Origin of the sequence: Massilia sp. WG5, assembly GCF_001412595.2 — a bacterium.
Taxonomy (GTDB): Bacteria; Pseudomonadota; Gammaproteobacteria; order Burkholderiales; family Burkholderiaceae_D; genus Telluria.
In genome coordinates this window covers 2,143,509-2,160,716 of record NZ_CP012640.2, presented here as the reverse complement: position 1 = coordinate 2,160,716, position 17,208 = coordinate 2,143,509, and the positions used below count along the sequence as shown (strand labels likewise).

At 64.6% G+C, this 17,208-nt stretch carries 15 protein-coding genes; 4 read left to right on the top strand and 11 right to left on the bottom strand.

Features of this window, described 5'->3' with window-relative positions; genetic code table 11:
* The first annotated feature begins 411 nt into the window (after nt 1–411).
* A complete protein-coding gene (locus AM586_RS29170) occupies nt 412–2,754 on the top strand; it encodes a family 43 glycosylhydrolase (RefSeq protein ID WP_060567060.1) in 2,343 nt (780 codons plus the stop codon).
* 136 nt (nt 2,755–2,890) lie between these two features.
* Here the strand turns inward: AM586_RS29170 and AM586_RS09595 are convergent, their stop codons facing one another.
* The 8 genes from AM586_RS09595 to AM586_RS09560 all read right to left on the bottom strand — a co-directional run bounded on the left by AM586_RS09595 (nt 2,891) and on the right by AM586_RS09560 (nt 9,957).
* Nucleotides 2,891–3,649, bottom strand: a complete 759-nt coding sequence (locus tag AM586_RS09595; protein WP_047823444.1) for a flagellar brake protein — start codon at nt 3,647–3,649, stop codon at nt 2,891–2,893.
* Nucleotides 3,633–3,995: an EscU/YscU/HrcU family type III secretion system export apparatus switch protein gene (locus tag AM586_RS09590; RefSeq protein ID WP_047823446.1), complete on the bottom strand. Its 363-nt coding sequence runs from the start codon at nt 3,993–3,995 to the stop codon at nt 3,633–3,635. Before AM586_RS09590 ends, AM586_RS09595 begins: the two co-directional genes overlap by 17 nt.
* Nucleotides 3,979–5,109, bottom strand: a complete 1,131-nt coding sequence (locus AM586_RS09585) for a flagellar hook-length control protein FliK (protein WP_047823447.1) — start codon at nt 5,107–5,109, stop codon at nt 3,979–3,981. Before AM586_RS09585 ends, AM586_RS09590 begins: the two co-directional genes overlap by 17 nt.
* Nucleotides 5,110–5,116: 7 nt before the next feature.
* Complete coding sequence (locus tag AM586_RS09580; protein WP_047823450.1) at nt 5,117–5,443, bottom strand: flagellar protein FliT; 327 nt, start codon at nt 5,441–5,443, stop codon at nt 5,117–5,119.
* Between the two features lie 3 nt (nt 5,444–5,446).
* Nucleotides 5,447–5,908 carry a flagellar export chaperone FliS gene (fliS, locus tag AM586_RS09575; RefSeq protein WP_047823452.1) on the bottom strand — a complete coding sequence of 154 codons (462 nt, stop codon included), beginning with the start codon at nt 5,906–5,908 and terminating at the stop codon, nt 5,447–5,449.
* Nucleotides 5,909–5,936: 28 nt separating this feature from the next.
* Nucleotides 5,937–7,373, bottom strand: coding sequence for a flagellar filament capping protein FliD (gene fliD / locus AM586_RS09570; RefSeq protein ID WP_047823454.1), 1,437 nt, complete (start codon nt 7,371–7,373; stop codon nt 5,937–5,939).
* Nucleotides 7,374–7,483: 110 nt separating this feature from the next.
* Entirely contained in the window at nt 7,484–7,840 is a 357-nt protein-coding gene (locus AM586_RS09565; protein ID WP_052233377.1) for a flagellar protein FlaG, read from the bottom strand.
* Nucleotides 7,841–7,914: 74 nt separating this feature from the next.
* Nucleotides 7,915–9,957 carry a flagellin gene (locus AM586_RS09560; protein WP_047823456.1) on the bottom strand — a complete coding sequence of 681 codons (2,043 nt, stop codon included), beginning with the start codon at nt 9,955–9,957 and terminating at the stop codon, nt 7,915–7,917.
* Nucleotides 9,958–10,219: 262 nt separating this feature from the next.
* Here AM586_RS09560 and AM586_RS09555 point away from each other — a divergent pair, with 262 nt between their 5' ends.
* The gene (locus tag AM586_RS09555; RefSeq protein WP_047823457.1) at nt 10,220–11,254 is read left to right on the top strand and encodes a glycosyltransferase family 2 protein; all 1,035 of its coding nucleotides are present in this window, start codon (nt 10,220–10,222) and stop codon (nt 11,252–11,254) included.
* On the opposite strand, the gene AM586_RS09550 is transcribed toward AM586_RS09555, so the two are convergent.
* A complete protein-coding gene (locus AM586_RS09550) occupies nt 11,251–12,816 on the bottom strand; it encodes a GGDEF domain-containing protein (protein ID WP_047823461.1) in 1,566 nt (521 codons plus the stop codon). The two genes, AM586_RS09555 and AM586_RS09550, sit on opposite strands and share 4 nt — an antisense overlap.
* 339 nt (nt 12,817–13,155) lie before the next feature.
* Between AM586_RS09550 and AM586_RS09545 the strand changes: the two genes are divergently transcribed.
* Both AM586_RS09545 and AM586_RS09540 read left to right on the top strand, forming a co-directional pair.
* Nucleotides 13,156–13,587, top strand: a complete 432-nt coding sequence (locus tag AM586_RS09545; RefSeq protein ID WP_047823463.1) for a post-PEP-CTERM-1 domain-containing protein — start codon at nt 13,156–13,158, stop codon at nt 13,585–13,587.
* Complete coding sequence (locus AM586_RS09540) at nt 13,574–15,007, top strand: PA domain-containing protein (RefSeq protein WP_047823465.1); 1,434 nt, start codon at nt 13,574–13,576, stop codon at nt 15,005–15,007. The genes AM586_RS09545 and AM586_RS09540 overlap by 14 nt, the downstream gene beginning before the upstream one ends.
* A gap of 52 nt (nt 15,008–15,059) precedes the next feature.
* Here the strand turns inward: AM586_RS09540 and AM586_RS09535 are convergent, their stop codons facing one another.
* Entirely contained in the window at nt 15,060–15,707 is a 648-nt protein-coding gene (locus AM586_RS09535; RefSeq protein WP_047823467.1) for a response regulator transcription factor, read from the bottom strand.
* Nucleotides 15,704–17,200, bottom strand: coding sequence for a histidine kinase (locus tag AM586_RS09530; protein WP_052233378.1), 1,497 nt, complete (start codon nt 17,198–17,200; stop codon nt 15,704–15,706). The genes AM586_RS09535 and AM586_RS09530 overlap by 4 nt, the downstream gene beginning before the upstream one ends.
* Between the last annotated feature and the right edge of the window lie 8 nt (nt 17,201–17,208).

Here is a 17,208-nt window from a genome sequence, read left to right as displayed (position 1 = left end):
TCAAACCGGGGTCAGACTCCCGTTTTTGGAAATTGCCCAAAGCTCATTTCCAAAAACGGGAGTCTGACCCCGGTTTGCGTTTTTTTAAACGTAGGCTGTGGAAATAAATACACATGGTCGCCCGTAAACGGCGATGAGTTTTTGCCGGCTAAAAGCGCTTTAATGCGAAAAAACGTTATCGTTCGGAGTGCTGCAATATCATTAATTTCGATTGATCGATTAAAAATCGTTTTTTTGGAATCGCAACGATTTCCGCAATGGAAATTTGCGCATTTTCCCGCTATTTAGCGCGTTTTCATGCATCGGCGTGCAGTTGCAGGCCTCCGGAAAATCACGCATTCTCCCGATGGATACGCATCGCCGAGTACGGTCCGTATTCATCCATCGAATAATTATTACATCGGAAACTCCGTGAAAAAAACCCTGTCCTTATTCGGGGTGGGCGCCCTATTGGCCTGCTCTTTCGTATGCGGCAATGCCGCCGCCCAGGCGGGAACGACGCCGATCACTTTCCAGAATGCGTCCGTGCACGATCCATCGGTGATCAAGGTCGGGGACACGTTTTATGTATTCGGCTCGCACCTCGCTTCCGCCAGGTCGAAGGACCTGATGAACTGGACGCAGATGACGAGCAGCGTCAGCGCCACCAATCCGCTGTTCCTGAACGGCTCGGCAAACGTCTACACCGAACTGGCGGAGACCTTCAAGTGGGCCCAGTCGACCACCCTGTGGGCGCCCGATGTACGGCAGCTGGCGGACGGTAAGTTCTACATGTACTACAACGCCTGCAAGGGCGATTCACCGGTCTCGGCGCTGGGTGTGGCCGTCGCCAACAATGTCGAGGGGCCCTATGTCAACAAGGGCATCATTCTGAAATCCGGGATGTGGGGCCAGCCGAGCTACGACGGCACGATCTACGATGCGCTCAGGCATCCGAACACCGTCGACCCGAATGTCTTCTTCGACAATGCCGGCAAACTGTGGATGATCTATGGCTCCTATTCGGGCGGGATCTTCATCATGCAGATGAATCCGGCGAATGGCATGCCATTCCCGGGGCAAGGCTATGGCAAGCGCCTGATCGGCGGTAATCACAGCCGGATCGAGGGCGCCTATGTCATGTACAGCCCGGCGACCGCCTACTATTACATGTTCACGTCCTTCGGTGGCCTGGATGCGAACGGTGGATACAATATGCGCGTGGCGCGTTCGACGAATCCCGACGGGCCATATGTCGACGCGCAGGGAAACAATATGGCGAATGTGAAGGCCGATCCGTCGAAGCCGCTGTTCGACGATGCCTCGATTGCGCCCTACGGCGTGAAACTGATGGGGAATTTCCTGTTCGAGCGCCAGCTCGGCGATCCCGGCACCGGCATCGGCACCGGTTATGTCTCGCCCGGCCACAATTCGGCCTATTACGACCCGGCCACCGGCAAGCACTTCCTGATTTTCCATACGCGTTTTCCGGAACGCGGCGAACAGCATGAAATCCGCGTACACCAGATGTTCATGAATGCCGACGGCTGGCCGGTCGTTGCGCCTTATCGCAACACCAATGAAACGCTGGCCACGGTACATCGCGAAGCCGTGATGGGCGATTACATGTATGTCAATCACGGCAAGGATATCTCGGCCAGCATCAAGAAATCCCGGCTCATCACGCTGAATGCGAACGGCACGGTGAGCGGCGCGGTGACGGGCAGATGGGCGCTGGTCGGCAGCAACCAGGTCGAAATCGATATTCCCGGCGCCTCGACCTATAAAGGCTTATTCCTCCGCCAGTGGGATGAAACCTCGAAGAGCTATGTGACGAGCTTCTCGGCGCTGTCGCGCGAAGGCATCGCCGTGTTCGGCAGCCGGCTGGTCCCGCGTACCGATATGCAGGTGCTGACCGCCGTCTATAACGAACTCACGCTGGGCAACACCAGTGCTGTGACCGGCAACATTCCGCTGCCCACGGCCGGATCGCGCGGCACGGTGATCGCCTGGACGTCCTCGAATCCGGCGGTGGTGAGCAATACCGGCATCGTCACCACGCCGGCGAGCGGCAGCGTGACGGTGACGCTCACGGCCAGGATCAGCAAAGGCGCCCTGACACTCACGAAGAGCTTCCAGGTCACGGTGACCAGGCTCGGCGGCCTGGTCGCGTACTACGCCTTCGACGGCAACCTCAATGATTCGAACGGCAGCTTCGGCGCCGGCGCCGTCGTCGGCAACCGGATCGATGCGGCGGGCGGCAACCTCGGCTACGAGCCCGGCCTGCGCGGCAACGCGGCCGTCTTCGATGGCGCCACCGGCGTGCGTTTGCCGAACGGCCTGATCTCGACCAACAGCTACACGGTTTCCCTGTGGGTCAAGCCGGCCCAGCTCACGGCCTACACGCCCACCTTCTTCGGCGCGCGCACGCCAGACGCCTGGGTCAGCCTCCTGCCGAAAGGGCACGACTTCGTCAACGGCGCGACCATGCTGTGGTCGGGCACGGCCTGGTACGACGCCGGCCTGGGCATGAATGTCCCGACCGGCCAGTGGTCACACCTGGCTTTCAGCGTCAACAACGGCGCGGTGAATGTCTACGTCAACGGCGTCCGGCGCTTTAACGGGGGCAATTTCCCGGACGTCTTTACGACGGTCAGCGGCGTGTTTGCGCTCGGCGTGAACTGGTGGGACACCCCGTACAAGGGCTCGATGGACGAACTGCGCATCTATAACCGGGCCTTGAGCGATGCCGAAGTCGCCGGCCTGGCGCATTAGCAGCGAGCGCTGCTGTACACCGGGGTGAGGAATCAGAACGGGGTCAGACTCCGATTTTCAGAACGGGGTTAGACTCCGATTTTTGGAAATTGCCCAAAGCATATTTCCAAAATCGGGAGTCTGACCCCGGTTTGTTTTAAACCAGGCCGGCCAGGCGCGCGTTACGTTCGCGCTCGAGTTTGGTGATGTAGCGCTGCACGGCCGCCAGGTTGCCGCGCGAGATGTCGATGAACTGGCAGCCGAGGCGGCGGTTGGTCTTGTTGTTCAGCAGGGTCATGTCCAGCGAATTGCGGATCTGCAGCGAGGTCATGACCGGGCCGATCTCCGGCAGATCGAGGCGGCAGCCGACGTAGGTCTGGCCGATGGTCGTGCCGAGCACCTGCTTGTTGTCGAGGATTGCGATGCCGCCGCAGCTGATGTCGGCCAGCGGAAAGGCTTCCAGCTTGCCGCCGAACTCGGCCGGCAGGGGAATGGTCACGCGCACCGGATTGCTGACGGGGGTCGCCATCCGGTAGTACTCGCGCCTTTGCAGGCGGATCAGGCTGGCGGGGATATTCGCGCGCACCGCGGTGCCGCCGTCGTAGTTGATCTCGCTCAGGCCGTCGGCGCCGAACAGGATGCGGATCTTGTCGAGCGAGGTCTCGCAGCGCACCGTACCGGCGGCAACGATGCGCTGGATCTGCTCGCGGCTGACCGGGCGGTCGAGGATCATGGTGTTGCTGTCCGGATCGACGTCGAGGATCGAGGTGACGCAGACGTCGGCCTCGCCCCGGATCAGCACGCGGACGAGCTGGTTCTTTTCGGAGATCTGGCGCAGCAGCGCGACGATTTCCCGGCGCGACTCGACTTCGTAGTCGTGCCAGGCTTCAAGTTCGGCATCAGTGATTGCTTGCATCTGTTCCAACCGGTGATTCTTCTGGTTGCAGGAGTCGCGTCGTGTCCGGAGGCGGGGGGGAAGCCTGGCCGGCGGCTTGCGCTGACTCAATATAATAAAGCCATGCTAACAGTTCGGCAATGGCGCGATAGAGGGCCGGTGGAATTTGCCGGTCGAGGTCGACTTCCATCAGCAGCGACACCAGCTCCTTCGATTCGTGCACGAACACGCCGGCGCCGCGCGCGCGTTCGATGATCTGCTCGGCCACCAGGCCCTGGCCCTTGGCCACGACCTTCGGCGCGGCGTCGCCGGCGCCATAGGCCAGCGCCACCGCATGCTGGCGGCGGGTGTTATTTTCCTTGCTCATCGCGGTCCGTCAGGTCGTGGATCGCCAGCGTGCCCAGCGGCGTGCCGGCGGCGTCCAGCGCATCGGCCAGGCGGCCGCTGCCGGCCTCCAGCAGGGCGCGCGCCGATGCCGGTGCGTCCAGGCGGATGTGCAGCTGGCCGCCGGACAGAACGACCTTCGCCGCCACTTCGCCCAGACTGCCGAAACGGAGCGTCAACCTGCTCTGCCAGTTGCCCTGGCCATCTTCGCTGTCGCCGTGACCGCCGGCATGGCCGTCCGGCGCGTCGCGCTCGCGTTCGATCTCCCAGCGCAGTTCCTGGCCCGGCCACAGCTGGCCCTGCCAGGCGACGCGTGCCTGTTCGTGGGCGTTCAGCTGCAGGTTGATCAGCTGGGCGGTGGCGGGATCGCTCGGCGGCGCCATGCCGCGCGCCTGCGGCTCGGCCGCCAGCTCCGCCTGCGCACGCGTCCCTTGCGCCCATTCGGCCACATGGGATTCGTAGAACAGGCCGCTTTTCTCCATCCCTTCCTGCAGGGCGGCGGCGATCTGCGCGGCGCCGGCGCCCGGCGCGCCCAGCAGCGGCGTGCGGCCGAGCGCGGCGGTCTGGCGGGTCTCGCTGGCGAGGGCGGCGGCGATCACGTCGCCCAGCGCCTTGCCGGTCTTGCTGAGCGAAGCGCCGGCGTCGCCGGGCGTGGCCGCGGGCGTGGGCAGGGCCTGGGTTTTGGCGAGCAGGGCGCTGGCGCGCGTCAGCGCGGCCGCTTCCCTGCCTTCCAGGAAGGCGAGCGGCGCGCCCTGGGCGCCGGCGGCTTCCGCCAGCGCCGGCCCGGCTTCGGCGAACGCCTGCCCACCCTGGGCGGTGGCGAGCGCGAAGGTGGGGCGGGGATGCAGCGCGACCAGGGTCATCGGCACCTGGGCGCCGGCCTGGACGCCGTTCGGCAGCGGCATGCGGGCCGCCATGTCGGCCACCCGCACCACGAAGCTGCCGTCCGGGAGCTTTGACAGCACCTCGGCCTGCATGGACTGGCCGAGCTGGCCGGCGAGGGCGCGCTGGAAGGCCTGCTGGCGCGGATCGGCAACCGGAAGGACGGCGCCGGCGCGCGCGACCGGAGTCAGCGACAAGGGGTCGCGCGGCAGCATTGACTACTTAGATGCCGTAGGCGCGCGCGAGGCGGCGTTCGGTCGCGTTGTTGTTCATCAGGGCCGACAGCTTGGCCATCCACGGCTGGGTGAGGTCGCGGATCTTGCGGTCGCTGGCGAGCATCCTGCGGATTGCGTCCGCCTTGCGCACGCGCTCCGGGGCGGCCAGTGGCTGGCCGTCGCCACTGGCCTTCAGCTGGCGCACGCAGGCATTGCACTGCTGCTCGAGCTGGACCACGCGGTCCCAGTCGTTCTCGGTAGCGGCCGCCAGCATCTGGTCGGTGATGCCGACCATTGCCTCATAGACCGATACGATGTCTTGTCCGGTCATCATTATTCAAGCACTTACCAGGGTAGCAGCTTTCAAGGTGGACGAGGGCGTCGCGGCGAGGGCAGCCGATTGGTTGACCTTGTCGTCGATTGAAACCCAGGCCTCGCGCAGGTCCGACAGCAGGCGGTGCACTTCGTCGATAGCCGGCACATCGCTCTCGAGGTTGGCATGCAGCAGGCGACGGCTCATGTACTCGTACAGCGCATCGAGGTTGGCGGCGATCTCGCCGCCGGATTCCTTGTCGAGCGACGCGCGCAGGCCGTTGTCGATGATCGCGATCGCTTTCGAAATCGCACTGCCCTTGGCCGCGATGTTGCGTGCGGCGATATTGGTTTTCGCGGCGAGCAGCGCAACCAGCGCGCCGTCATACAACATGACGATCAGCTTGTGCGACGAAGCAGCGGCGATTCCGGTTTCGAGCCCAACGTTGGCATATGCGTTGGCGCCAGTGCGCATTGATCCAAACATATCAATATCCTTTTGTTGTCGATAAAGGCTAGCTCTGCTTCGCCAGGCTAGCCAGTTGTTGCGTCAGGTACGTGCTGGTGGAGGACATATTGGCCATCATGGTGTCCAGCGCGGAAAACTGTGCGCGGTAGCGCGCCTCGGTGGCAGCCAGGCGCGTATTCAGCGCCGTACGCTGCTTCTCGAGATCCTTGATCGAGGAGTTGAACGTGTTCGTGTGGCTCGGCAGCGTACCGACCGGGCTCAGGATACGGCCGACCGCCGCGTCGATCTGCGCGCCGAAGCCTTTGTTGGTCCCACGGCTGGCGAACAGCGCGGTCATGTCCCGGTTGGGGTCTGCCAGCGCGGCGCTCAGCTTGCTTGAATCGATCGCCAGCGTGCCGTCGCGCTGCGAGGTAATGCCGATGTCCGGCAGGGTCGACGAACCGCGGGCGGCACCGCTGATGACACTGCCTAGGATGCCACGCAGTTGGGTCTGGATCGAGCGTACGGTGCTGTCGCCGTTCAAGGGAGCGGCGGTGCCGGTCGAGGTGTCGAAAGCGGTGGCGTCGCTCATTGCCTTGCTGAGCTTGTTATACGCCGAGACGAAGTTTTCGATCCCGGTGCGCACCGACGCGGTGTCGCGGTCGAGCGAGAGCGCGGTGGTGACGCCGGCCGCGGTCGTATGGCTGAGATTGAGCGTGACGCCCTGGATGGCGTCGGTGATGGTATTGGTCGGCTTGGTGATCTCGATCGAATCGACCACGATCACGGCATCGCTCGCCGCCACGGTCTGTTTCATGCCGCTGGCGGGGGACCCGTCGAAGGCCAGCGAAGACAGCGAAGGCGCCGCCGGATCCTGGTTGGCGGGCGGCGTGACGGTGAGCTGCATCGCGCTGCTCTTGCCGGTCGTCTTCGAGCTTAGCGACAGATAATTGTTCGTGCCGTCGTTGATGATGCTGGCCGTGACGCCGGCATCTCCTGCATTGATCGCGTCGCGCACGCCGGCAAGGGTATTGTTGGTGGCGTCGATCGTGATGGTCTTGGCGGTTTTGGACGCATCGGGCGTGAACGTGCCGTCGCTGGCGTAGCTGCCCAGGGCAATCGAGATCGTGCCGCTGCCGACTGTGCTGGTGGTGGCGGTATAAGCCGTGGAAGAGATCAGCTTTTGTGCCTGGGCCAGACTCTTGACCTCGATGTTGTAGTTGCCCGCCACGGCGCCGCCGCCGGCGGTGGCGCCCATGACGGTGCTGTCGGCCACGCTGGTCTTCATCGGCGACATCTGGGCCGGCGTGCTGATCGCCTTGGCCGCGGTCTGGAAGTCGGCCAGGGCGGACTTGAGCGTGCCGAACGACGACAGCTTGGCCTGGTAACTGGCCTCCTTCTTGTCGATCTGGGTCAGCGGCTGGCGCTCGACCGCCATCAACTGAGTGACGAGGCCGTCTACGTCCAGGCCGGACCCGATGCCAGCGGAACTGATGGTTGTCATAAATCTCCTCCAACGAGTGAGCAATATACCGTGCGACCGGGCCGATCAAATTGTCGTGCAGAGGGGGTTTTACCGGCCAATTTCCAAGAGCGCCGCCGCGAGGCTGCGGATTACGCCTTGAGCTTGATCAGCAGGCCCTGGCTGCGGTCCAGTGCCTTGGCGATGTCGAGCGCTTCCTGGCTCGGCATCTGGCGCAATACCTCCTTGGTCTCGCGGTCGACGACCTTGACGATGACGCGCTCGCTGTCCGGGTCAACCGAGAATTCGATGCCCTGGTTGGCATCGGATAGCGATTTGTTGATGCGGTCGATGGCCTGGGACAGGCCGGCATCCTTGGTGTCGGGACTAGCACTGCGCCCGGACGGGTCGAGCGCGGCAGTCGCGGGCGTTTGCGCTGTGGCCGGGAGGTCGCGTTCGATGCTGCCGACGGTCGTTTGGGGACTGTGCGCAAGTGGTCGGATTTCCATATCGCTTCCTGTAATGAAAAAGCCCGGCCGCAGGGAAGCGGCCGGGCGTTGCGTTTCAGGCGCCTACTGGCGGATTAACCGCGCAGCAGGGACAGCACGCCGTTCGGCAGCGAGTTGGCCTGGGCCAGCATCGCGGTGCCGGCCTGCTGCAGGATCTGGCCGCGGGTCATGTTGGCCGTTTCCGTTGCGAAGTCGGCGTCCTGGATCCGGCTACGGGCCGAAGTGGTGTTCTCGGTCGTGGTCGCCAGGTTCGAGATCGTCGTGTTCAGGCGGTTCTGCACGGCGCCCATGTTCGAACGCTGCTCGGCAACGTAGGAGATAGCCTTGTCGATGCGGGTAATGGCCGACTGGGCATTTGCCTGGGTGGTGATGTCCAGCTTGCCGCCGACGGATTCGTCGTTGCCGCCCTGGGCGACCAGGCCGAGCTTGGCGACGCTGGTGGCATCGCCTTCGACGCGGACTGCGGCGCCGTTGTCGCCCGACAGCTTCAGTTCGCCGCGCACGGCAACGAATTCGCTGGCGTTGACCGCGTTGGTGCCGGTGGACTTGGGGTCGCTGCTGACGTCGGTGACGATGGCGGCGTCGGCGCCCAGCACGATGTCGCTGCCCGAAGCCGAGGTCAGCTTCAGCTTGCCGGTGGTGCTGTCGGTCGATGCGGTGATGCCCGAGATGCCTGCGTCGTTGATCGACTTGACGACGGCAGCGGTGTCGTCGGTCGTGTTGACGGTAACCGATGCGCCGTTGATGGTGATGTTGCCGCCGGTCGTGAAGTCCATCGTCAGGTAGGCGGTGGTGCTGGCGGTCGCGGTGACGCCGGTCTTGTCGTGCTGGGCGTTGATGGCCGCTGCCTTTTCGCCGGCGCTGGCGCCGCTGGTGCCGATCGCCACGCCGTTGACCTTAATGTCGTCGGTGGCGAGCACTGCACCCTGGGTAGTGTTCAGGGCAGTGCTGGCAGCGGTGGCGGTGGCCGACGATGCAGAGATCTGGCCGGTGGTCGACACCTGGCTCGAACCGCTGCTCGCGTTAAAGCCGAACTTGTTCAGCGCGGTGGCGGCAACGCCGTCCTTGGTGCTCAGCGTGATCGGATCGCCATTGCCGCTGGTCAGCGACAGGTAGCCTTCGTTGCCGCCCGCGGTCAGGCCGGAACCCGTCACGCTGCCGCCGTTGGCAGTGTCGGCACCGATGGTGATCTTGGCGCCGGTGTCGTTGGACAGCACCAGGCCGCCATCCTTGCCGATCGACGCGGTCACGCCGCCGACCTGCTTGTTGATCTTGTCGACCAGGTCCGACATGCCGGACGAGTTGTCGATCGTTACCGCGGTGCCGGGGCTGCCGTCGGCGCCGTCGACGGTAATCTGCAGGCCGCTCGTCACGCCGCTGGCACCCGCGGTGCCCTTGACGACGTTGTAGGCCGAAGCGGTCACGCCAGTGGAGCCCGAGCTCGCATTGATCGCATTTTTGTATTCCTGGACCGAATCATCGGCCTTGGCGGCGGCGAACGTCACCTCTTTGCCGTTGATGACCAAGTCACCAGTCGTGGCGCCATTTGCTGCGCCGGTTTGAACACGGCCGCTGTTCAGGTCGCCCAGCGCGCTGGTGCTGTTCAGCGACATTGCCTTGGTCGAGACTTCCTTGATGCCGAACGAGATGGTCTGGCCGGCGTTGGCGCCCACCTGGAAACTGTTGCTCTTGGCCGAGCCGTCGAGCAGCTTGATGCCGTTGAATTCGGTGCTGCCGGAAATACGGTCGATTTCCTGGTACAGCTGGTCGACTTCGTTCTGGATGGTCTTGCGGTCGTCGGTGCTGTTGGTGCCGTTCGAGGACTGGACCGCCAGGTCGCGCATGCGCAGCAGGATGTCGTTCACCGAACCCATCGCGCCTTCGGCCGTCTGCGACATCGAAATACCGTCATTGGCATTGCGGCTGGCTTGCTGCATGCCGCTGATCTGCGCGCTCATGCGGGTCGCGATCGCCTGGCCGGCGGCGTCGTCCTTGGCGCTGTTGATGCGCAGGCCGGTCGACAGGCGCTGCAGCGAGGTCGCCAGCGAGGACTGCGAGGTCGACAGGTTGCGCTGTGCGTTGAGCGAGGAAATATTGGTATTGATGACGTTGGACATTTGTTTCTCCAAACTTGCTTGTAGGGGTGGGCAACCTGCCGCTGTTCACTTTGGTCTGCCCCTGTGTTCTGGAGCAATCAAACCGCTGTTGTTGCTGGTAACGGTAGACCTCGGGAAAAGTTGATACCGAGAACGAAAATATTTTTATTTATTTCCAAAAAAATGGCAAAAGTGACATTAAATTTTAATGATTACAATATTTCTAGAGGAATGCTCCTCGGTATAATCGCCGGATGAGCCATCGTTGCATGAGGAGATTGGAATGAAACAACTGGCACTGGTAATGATCGTGCGCGACGAGGCCGCCAAGCTCGGGCGTTGCTTGGCGTCGGCACGCGGGATCGTCGACGAGATCGTGGTGCTCGATACAGGCTCGAGCGACGCCACCGTGGAGATCGCGCGAAGCCACGGCGCCCAGGTGCACGACTTCGCATGGTGCGATGACTTCGCGGCAGCGCGCAATGCCGCGCTGGGCCTGGCGTCCTCGGCCTGGAACCTCGTGCTGGATGCGGACGAGTGGCTGGAATCGGTCGACCGGGAGGCGCTAGCGGCGGTGCTGGCGGGCGGGCCGGTGGTCGGCCTGCTGCCCGTGAGCAGCGAGTTCGAACTGCACGGCAGGATCGAACTGGCCACCTCGTGGATCCCACGCTTGCTGCCGCGCGACGTGCGCTACATCGGGCGCATCCATGAACAGCCGGTCTCGATGCTGCCGCGGCGGCGCCTGCCGCTGGCGGTGCGCCACGACGGGTACCGTCCGGAAGCGCTGGCGCGCAAGCACGGCCGCAACCAGGCATTGCTGGCGCGCGCGCTCGAAGACAACCCGCAGGATGCCTACCTCCTGTACCAGCTCGGCAAGAACCACGAGGTGGCGGGCGAATTCGCGCAGGCGGCGCCGGCCTACCGCCAGGCGCTGGCGCTGTCGGCGCGGGACGCCGCGTTCCGCCATGAATTGGTGGTGCGCGCCATATTTACCTTGAAAAAAGCCCAGCTGCACGAGGAGGCGATCGAACTGGCCGACAGCGAAATGGCCTACTGGCAGCATTCGCCTGATTACTATTTCGCCCTGGGCGACCTGTTGCTGGACTGGACCGTGCACAACCCGGCGGCGGCAGACGAATTGCTGCCGATGGTCGAGGCGAGCTTCCTGCGCTGCCTCGAGATTGGCGACCAGCCCGAACTCGACGGATCGGTGCACGGGCGCGGCAGCCACCTGGCGGCACATAACCTGGCCGTGCTGTACGAAGGCTTGGGCGACAGCGCGCAGGCCGCCCGTTACCGGGGCCTGGCCGCCGTCTAGTCGGCGCTTACCACCCGGTTCTTGCCGCTGGTCTTGGCCCTGTACATGGCCTGGTCCGCGCGCATCATCAGCGAAGCCTGGTCTTCGTGCGGGCGGCGCAGCGCCACGCCGCAGGAGAAGGTGATCAGCATCTTCTCGTTGTCGTGCAAGAAAAAGTGCTTGGTCAATTCGCGTTGCACCCGCACCATCGCCGCGCTGGCGGCTTCGACGTCCGTTTCCGGCAGCAGGATCAGGAATTCCTCGCCGCCGAACCGGGCGATCACATCCATCGAGCGCAGCGTGTCCTTCACCACCTTCACCAGGTGGCGCAGGGCGCGGTCGCCGGCCAGGTGGCCGTAGGTGTCGTTGAGCTTCTTGAAATTGTCGAGGTCGAGCAGGGCGACGCACAGCGGCGTGCCGCGCCGGTCGGCGCGCGCGCTTTCGCGTTCGAACACGTCGTCCAGGCCGCGTCGGTTCAGGCTGCCGGTCAGCTGGTCTTCGCGCACCAGCTCGCTCATGTGCTGCAGCTTCGCTTCCAGGTCGCGGATGCGCGCTTCCGCTTCCTGCACTTCGTTGTGCGCGGCGATCATCCTGTCGCGCGAGGCCAGCGCCTCGGCCTGCACCGCGCGGGTTTCGCGCAGCACCTCTTCCAGCACCAGATTGAGTTCTTCGATGTTGGCGGCGCCGCGGATGCGCTCCGAGAAGCCGCCGATCTTTTCCTGGTAGTTGCCGGTCGAGGCGGCCACCGAGCCGAGCCGGTCGATGAAGGTCATCATCATGTTCTTCATGGTCAGCTTGACGTCGGCAATCCCGTGCTTCAGCTGGCCCTGTTTATAGATGACGTCCTTCAAGCTGCGCGTGGCGTCTTCCAGCGCGCGCGCGTCGAGCGGGCCGCCGATCAGGTCCTGCACGGCGGCGATCTGGCCGCGCATCCAGTTGTCGTCGTCCAGCAGTTCGCTGACGTTCTCCAGCAGCAGCTTGAACAGGCGCAGCAGCAACTCCTGCTGCTCGGCGCTGTCGCCGCTCTTCAGTTCGATCTGGAAGCACAACTCCTTCAAGCGCGCGCCGATCTCCTGCAGGGCCGCTTCGCCGTGCGCGCTCCTGACGGCCGTGCCCAGCGATTCGGCTTCGCCGGCCAGCGGCGAGCCGGACGGCAGCAGGGCCGCGACCGCGAAGGTGAGCGTGCGGCTGAGCAGGTCGCGCAGCTGCTTCGCGTCGGCGTCCTCGAGGCCCAGCGCCATCACCGGATGCGTATGGCGGCGCAGGTGCTTCTCGGCCAGCTGCGACAGCATGCGCGCATAGCCGTCCCAGTCGCGCTGCTTGACCGCGCGGTTCAGGCGCGTGCCGATCTCGGCCAGCTCGCCCGGCGTGTCGGCGAGGCGGTAGGCGAAGCCGGACAGCACCTTTTCCGCGCCCTGATCGGAGGCGCCGGCCGGCGCGGCCGGCGCCGCGGGCGCGACCGCGCCCGCGATCTCGTTATAGATGTCGCGGTAGGCATCGGGCGTGGGCGCAATGCGCCGCGCCGCCAGGCGGCGGAAGGCTTCCCGGGCGATCTCGGCCGGGTTCTGGGTGGGGCTGGACATGTCGGACGTTGCTACTTGGAATATTTATTCTTCCATCGTAATCCTGTTTTTCTATTTCGATCACTCGAAAAAACGTCGAAAACCACCTCAGTTATGCAGACGGTATTGGCGGGCCCTAGCCAAGCCTCGACAGGAAAACAACGGAGGCAAGACAGCCCGGCGTTCAATTTCTTGAGAGTAGAAACCAAACAATATATGCAAATAGCATGAATAACGATAGAAAATTTTTAACAACATTTTCGAGGTTTCATTATCTCCGAAGCTATATTTGCCCTCAGCCGACGCAAGAGCGGACTGAACAGTAATGTATTTATCAAAGCAAATACCGGAGACAAACACATGCATATCCCTGCATTCACACTGCGCAGCGTGGTCGCCATCGCGGCGCTCGCGCTGACCGGCTCGGCGTTCGCCGCCGGACAGGATGGCCAGGCTGGCCAGACCGTCCACAAGGACCCGGCCACCGGCAAGATCCGCAACGCCACCGCCGCCGAAGCAAAACAGCTGAACGACCTGCGCGCCGCCGATCGCGCCGCCCAGAAAGCCGCGCGCAAGGCCGCCGGCGCGCCGGCCGCCGGCGTCGTGCGCCTGCAGCAGAATGGCATCGCCGCCGCTTACGTCGATGAAGAGTCGGTGTCCTATTCGGTCGTGCGCCGCGACGCCGGCGGCAAGCTCGAAGCCGATTGCTTCCAGGGCAAGACTGCCGCCGAGACCGCCCTGAGCAAGCCTGTGACCACGCATTCCGAGGAGCACCAGCATGAAGTCGAATAAGCCAAGCCTGACCCAAGCGGCGGTGGCCCTGGCCCTCGCATGCGGCGCCGCCGGCGCGGCCCAGGCAACTGCGAAGATCGTGATCAACAACGTGAACGCCCCTGGCGTCGGTTTCAATGACCCGACTCCGGCCAACCCGGTTGGCGGCAATACCGGCACCACGCTGGGCCAGCAGCGCCTGATCGCGTTCACGTATGCCGCCAATATCTGGGGCGCGACCCTGAGCAGTTCGGTGCCGATCGTCATCAATGCGCAGTTCACGCCGCTGGCCTGCACCGCCACCGGCGCCGTACTCGGCAGCGCCGGCGCTACCCAGGTGTTTGCCGACTTCCCCGGCGCGCCGAAAGCCGGCACCATCTATTCCTACGCCCTGGCCAACAAGCTGTACGGCAGCGAGATTTCGGATCAGCCCGGCCCGCAGATCAATGCCCGCTTCAATTCCGAACTGGGCAAGGCGGGCTGCCTGACGGGCACCTCGTTCTACTTCGGCCTGGATGCCAACGAAGGCAACAACGTCGACTTCGTCGCGACCCTGCTGCACGAAATGGGTCACGGCCTGGGATTCCAGACCTTTACGAACGGCCAGACCGGCGCCCAGTTCGCCGGCTATCCATCGGTGTGGGACCATAACCTGCTCGACAACACGACCAACAAGCTGTGGGTCAACATGACGGACGCCGAGCGCGCCGCATCCGCGCTCAAGCCGGCGGGCCTGTCCTGGACCGGTCCGCGCGTGACCGCGGCCGTGCCGGCGGTGCTCTCCGCCGTGCCGCAGCTGCGCATCGTCGGTGTCGGCGCCAACTCGCCGGCCGGCGACCTGTACGCGGTCGGCACGGCCGATTTCGGCCCGAAGCTGGACAAGTCGCCGCTCACCGGCCAGGTCGTCCAGGTCGCCCTGCAGGCTGACAGCCCGGGTTCGGCCTGCACGCCGTTCAATGCGGCGAATGCCGCGGCGGTCCGCCGTAACATCGCGCTGGTCAGCCGCGGCGCCTGCGGCTTCGCGGTCAAGGTCAAGAACGCCCAGGACGCCGGCGCGATCGGCGTGATCGTGGCCGACAATGCACCGGGCCCGGTGGCCGGCATGGGCGGCGCGGATCCGAGCATCACGATTCCGGCCCTGCGTGTGACGCAGGCCGACGGCGCCATGATCGCCGCCAGCCTGACCAAGCCGAACGGTAATCTGAACGGCACCGTCGGCAAGTTCGAGCTGTCCAAGACCCTGCTCGCGGGCGCCGACGCACAGCGCCGCGTCACGATGTACACGCCGGGCGTGTACGAGCCGGGTTCGTCGGTGTCGCACTACAACACCGCGGCCTCGCGCAACCTGCTGATGGAGCCGGCCATCAATGCCGACCTGACGCACTCGGTGACGGCGCCAATCGACCTGACCCTCGAACTGCTGAAGGACATCGGCTGGTAATCGGCGCCGTCTGGCCAGCCACGCAAAACCGCCTGTCCGCAGGCGGTTTTTTTTAATCGATCAATTGGTTGCGGATCGCGTAGTGGGTGAGTTCGGCGCTGGTCTTGAGCTTCATCTTCGACAACAGGCGGGATCGGTACTCGCTGACCGTCTTGACCGACAGCGAGAGTTCCCTGGCGATTTCGCTGACCGTCTTGCCGGATGCGATCATGGTCAGGGTCTGGTATTCGCGGTCCGACAGGGTGTCGTGGACCGGCTTGTCGTGGTCTTCGCCGAGCTGGGCCGCCAGCACCTGGGCCAGCTGGGCGCTCACGTAGCGCTGGCCGCCGGCGACCTGGCGGATCGCATTGACCAGCTCGCGCGGCGCGCTCTGCTTGGTCAGGTAGCCGGACGCGCCGGCCTTCAGCGAGCGGATCGCGTACTGGTCTTCGCGGTGCATCGACAGCATCAGCACGGCCAGCTCCGGCTTGTCGTCCTTGATCTGCTTGAGCACTTCGATGCCGTTACGGTCGGGCAGGGAGATGTCGAGCAGGAGCACGTTGCAGCGCGACTTGCGGAACAGCTTGACGGCGTCCAGGCCCGTCTCGGCCTCGCCCACGACACTGATGTCGCGTTCCTCGGCGAGGATCTGTTTCAGGCCTGCGCGCACGATGGCGTGGTCGTCGGCAATAAAAACGCGAATGCTGGCTTTTTCTGTCATGCTTGGGTGGATTCGGGTTGCCTGGCCGCTGCCGACCTTGCGGCCAGCCTGATCTTGACGACCACCATCGTGCCGCCTCCGGGCGCCGCCGACAAGGTCAGGGTGCCGCCCAGCGCACGGGCGCGCTCGCTCATGCCGCGCAGCCCGAAGGATTGCGGCTTGAGACGGTCGGCCGGGGTGATGCCGCGGCCATTATCGCAGATGGCGAGGGTCAGGTGCTGGCGCTGGCGGCGCAGCGTGACCGTCACCCGGGTCGCGCCGGCATGCTTGGCGATATTCGTCAGCGTTTCCTGGAAAATGCGGAACAGGGCGCTGGCATGGTCCGGGTCGAGTTCGCCCTCGATGTCCGTGCCGTCGGCGCGGAAGACGCAGGGGATGCCCATCTGCTTCTCGAACTCGCGCGCCTGCCATTCGAGCGCGGCGACGATGCCCAGGTCCAGCGTCGACGGCCGCAGGTCGAGCGAGATCCGGTGCACGGCCTCGATGCTGCGGTCGACCAGGCTGTCCAGGTAATCCGCCTTTTCCTGCAGGGCCGGATCGGGCGGGAGGCGCGCCGCCAGCATGGCCAGCGCCATCTTGATCGCCGTGAGGTTGCCGCCGAGGTCGTCGTGGATCTCGCGCGCGATGCGGGTGCGCTCCTGCTCCTTGACCTGTGCGCTGTGCTCGGTCAGCTCGGCCAGGCGGGCGCGCGAACGCCGGATTTCTTCCTGCTCCAGCTTGCTGGCCGTGATGTTGGTCATGATGCCGTCCCACTGCATCCCGCCGCCGCCAAGCGGCGAAGGGGAGGCGCGCAGGTTGATCCACTTGACGTCGTTCCAGGTGGCATTAATGCGGATCCGGCCTTCCCAGTTCCAGGCGCTGGCGCCGGCCTTCGAGGCCAGCATCGCCTCCTGGTAGCTCTTGCGGTCTTCCGGCAGGATCAGCTGCGGGAAGCGTTCCGGATCCTGCTGCAGCTCGCTCACCGACAGTCCCAGCAGGGCGGAGCAGCCTTCGCTCAGGTAGGGGAAGGCCGTGCTGCCGTCCGGGTTCAGCACGAACTGGTAGACCAGGCCCGGCGTATGGTCGACTACGGCGTTGAAGCGCGCCTGGTACTGCTGCAGCGCGGCGCTGGCGGCCTGGGCGAGCGACTGGTCGTCGCCGATCGCCAGGAACAGTTCGCGGCTGTCGCGCACGATGCGCAGGAAGCACAGCTTGATCGGATAGCGGCTGCCGTCCGCGCGCAGGAAGCGGGTGCACAGGCTGACCTGGGCGCCGATCTCCTGTCCCAGCGAAGCCAGCAGGGCGTGCAGCCCGGCCGCATCGAGCTCGGGGGCGAGGTCGAGTGGTGTCATGGCGCTCAGGCGCGCCAGCTCGTAGCCGAGGTTCTGGCGCGCGGCCTGGTTGGCGTCGACCAGCAGCAGGGTCGCGGCGTCGATCAGGTAGATCTCGGTGGCCGCCGCCTGCATTTCCGGAGCCAGGGCGGGGACGGGAGAAGGTGTCAGGTCATCGTTCATGATAGGGT

Coding starts and splice junctions, on each gene's coding strand:
- AM586_RS09595 (WP_047823444.1), bottom strand. CDS start 3,649: ATGCAAGCAATCACTGATGCCGAACTTGAAGCCTGGCACGACTACGAA.
- AM586_RS09590 (WP_047823446.1), bottom strand. CDS start 3,995: ATGAGCAAGGAAAATAACACCCGCCGCCAGCATGCGGTGGCGCTGGCC.
- AM586_RS09585 (WP_047823447.1), bottom strand. CDS start 5,109: ATGCTGCCGCGCGACCCCTTGTCGCTGACTCCGGTCGCGCGCGCCGGC.
- AM586_RS09580 (WP_047823450.1), bottom strand. CDS start 5,443: ATGATGACCGGACAAGACATCGTATCGGTCTATGAGGCAATGGTCGGC.
- fliS (WP_047823452.1), bottom strand. CDS start 5,908: ATGTTTGGATCAATGCGCACTGGCGCCAACGCATATGCCAACGTTGGG.
- fliD (WP_047823454.1), bottom strand. CDS start 7,373: ATGACAACCATCAGTTCCGCTGGCATCGGGTCCGGCCTGGACGTAGAC.
- AM586_RS09565 (WP_052233377.1), bottom strand. CDS start 7,840: ATGGAAATCCGACCACTTGCGCACAGTCCCCAAACGACCGTCGGCAGC.
- AM586_RS09560 (WP_047823456.1), bottom strand. CDS start 9,957: ATGTCCAACGTCATCAATACCAATATTTCCTCGCTCAACGCACAGCGC.
- AM586_RS09555 (WP_047823457.1), top strand. CDS start 10,220: ATGAAACAACTGGCACTGGTAATGATCGTGCGCGACGAGGCCGCCAAG.
- AM586_RS09550 (WP_047823461.1), bottom strand. CDS start 12,816: ATGTCCAGCCCCACCCAGAACCCGGCCGAGATCGCCCGGGAAGCCTTC.
- AM586_RS09545 (WP_047823463.1), top strand. CDS start 13,156: ATGCATATCCCTGCATTCACACTGCGCAGCGTGGTCGCCATCGCGGCG.
- AM586_RS09540 (WP_047823465.1), top strand. CDS start 13,574: ATGAAGTCGAATAAGCCAAGCCTGACCCAAGCGGCGGTGGCCCTGGCC.
- AM586_RS09535 (WP_047823467.1), bottom strand. CDS start 15,707: ATGACAGAAAAAGCCAGCATTCGCGTTTTTATTGCCGACGACCACGCC.
- AM586_RS09530 (WP_052233378.1), bottom strand. CDS start 17,200: ATGAACGATGACCTGACACCTTCTCCCGTCCCCGCCCTGGCTCCGGAA.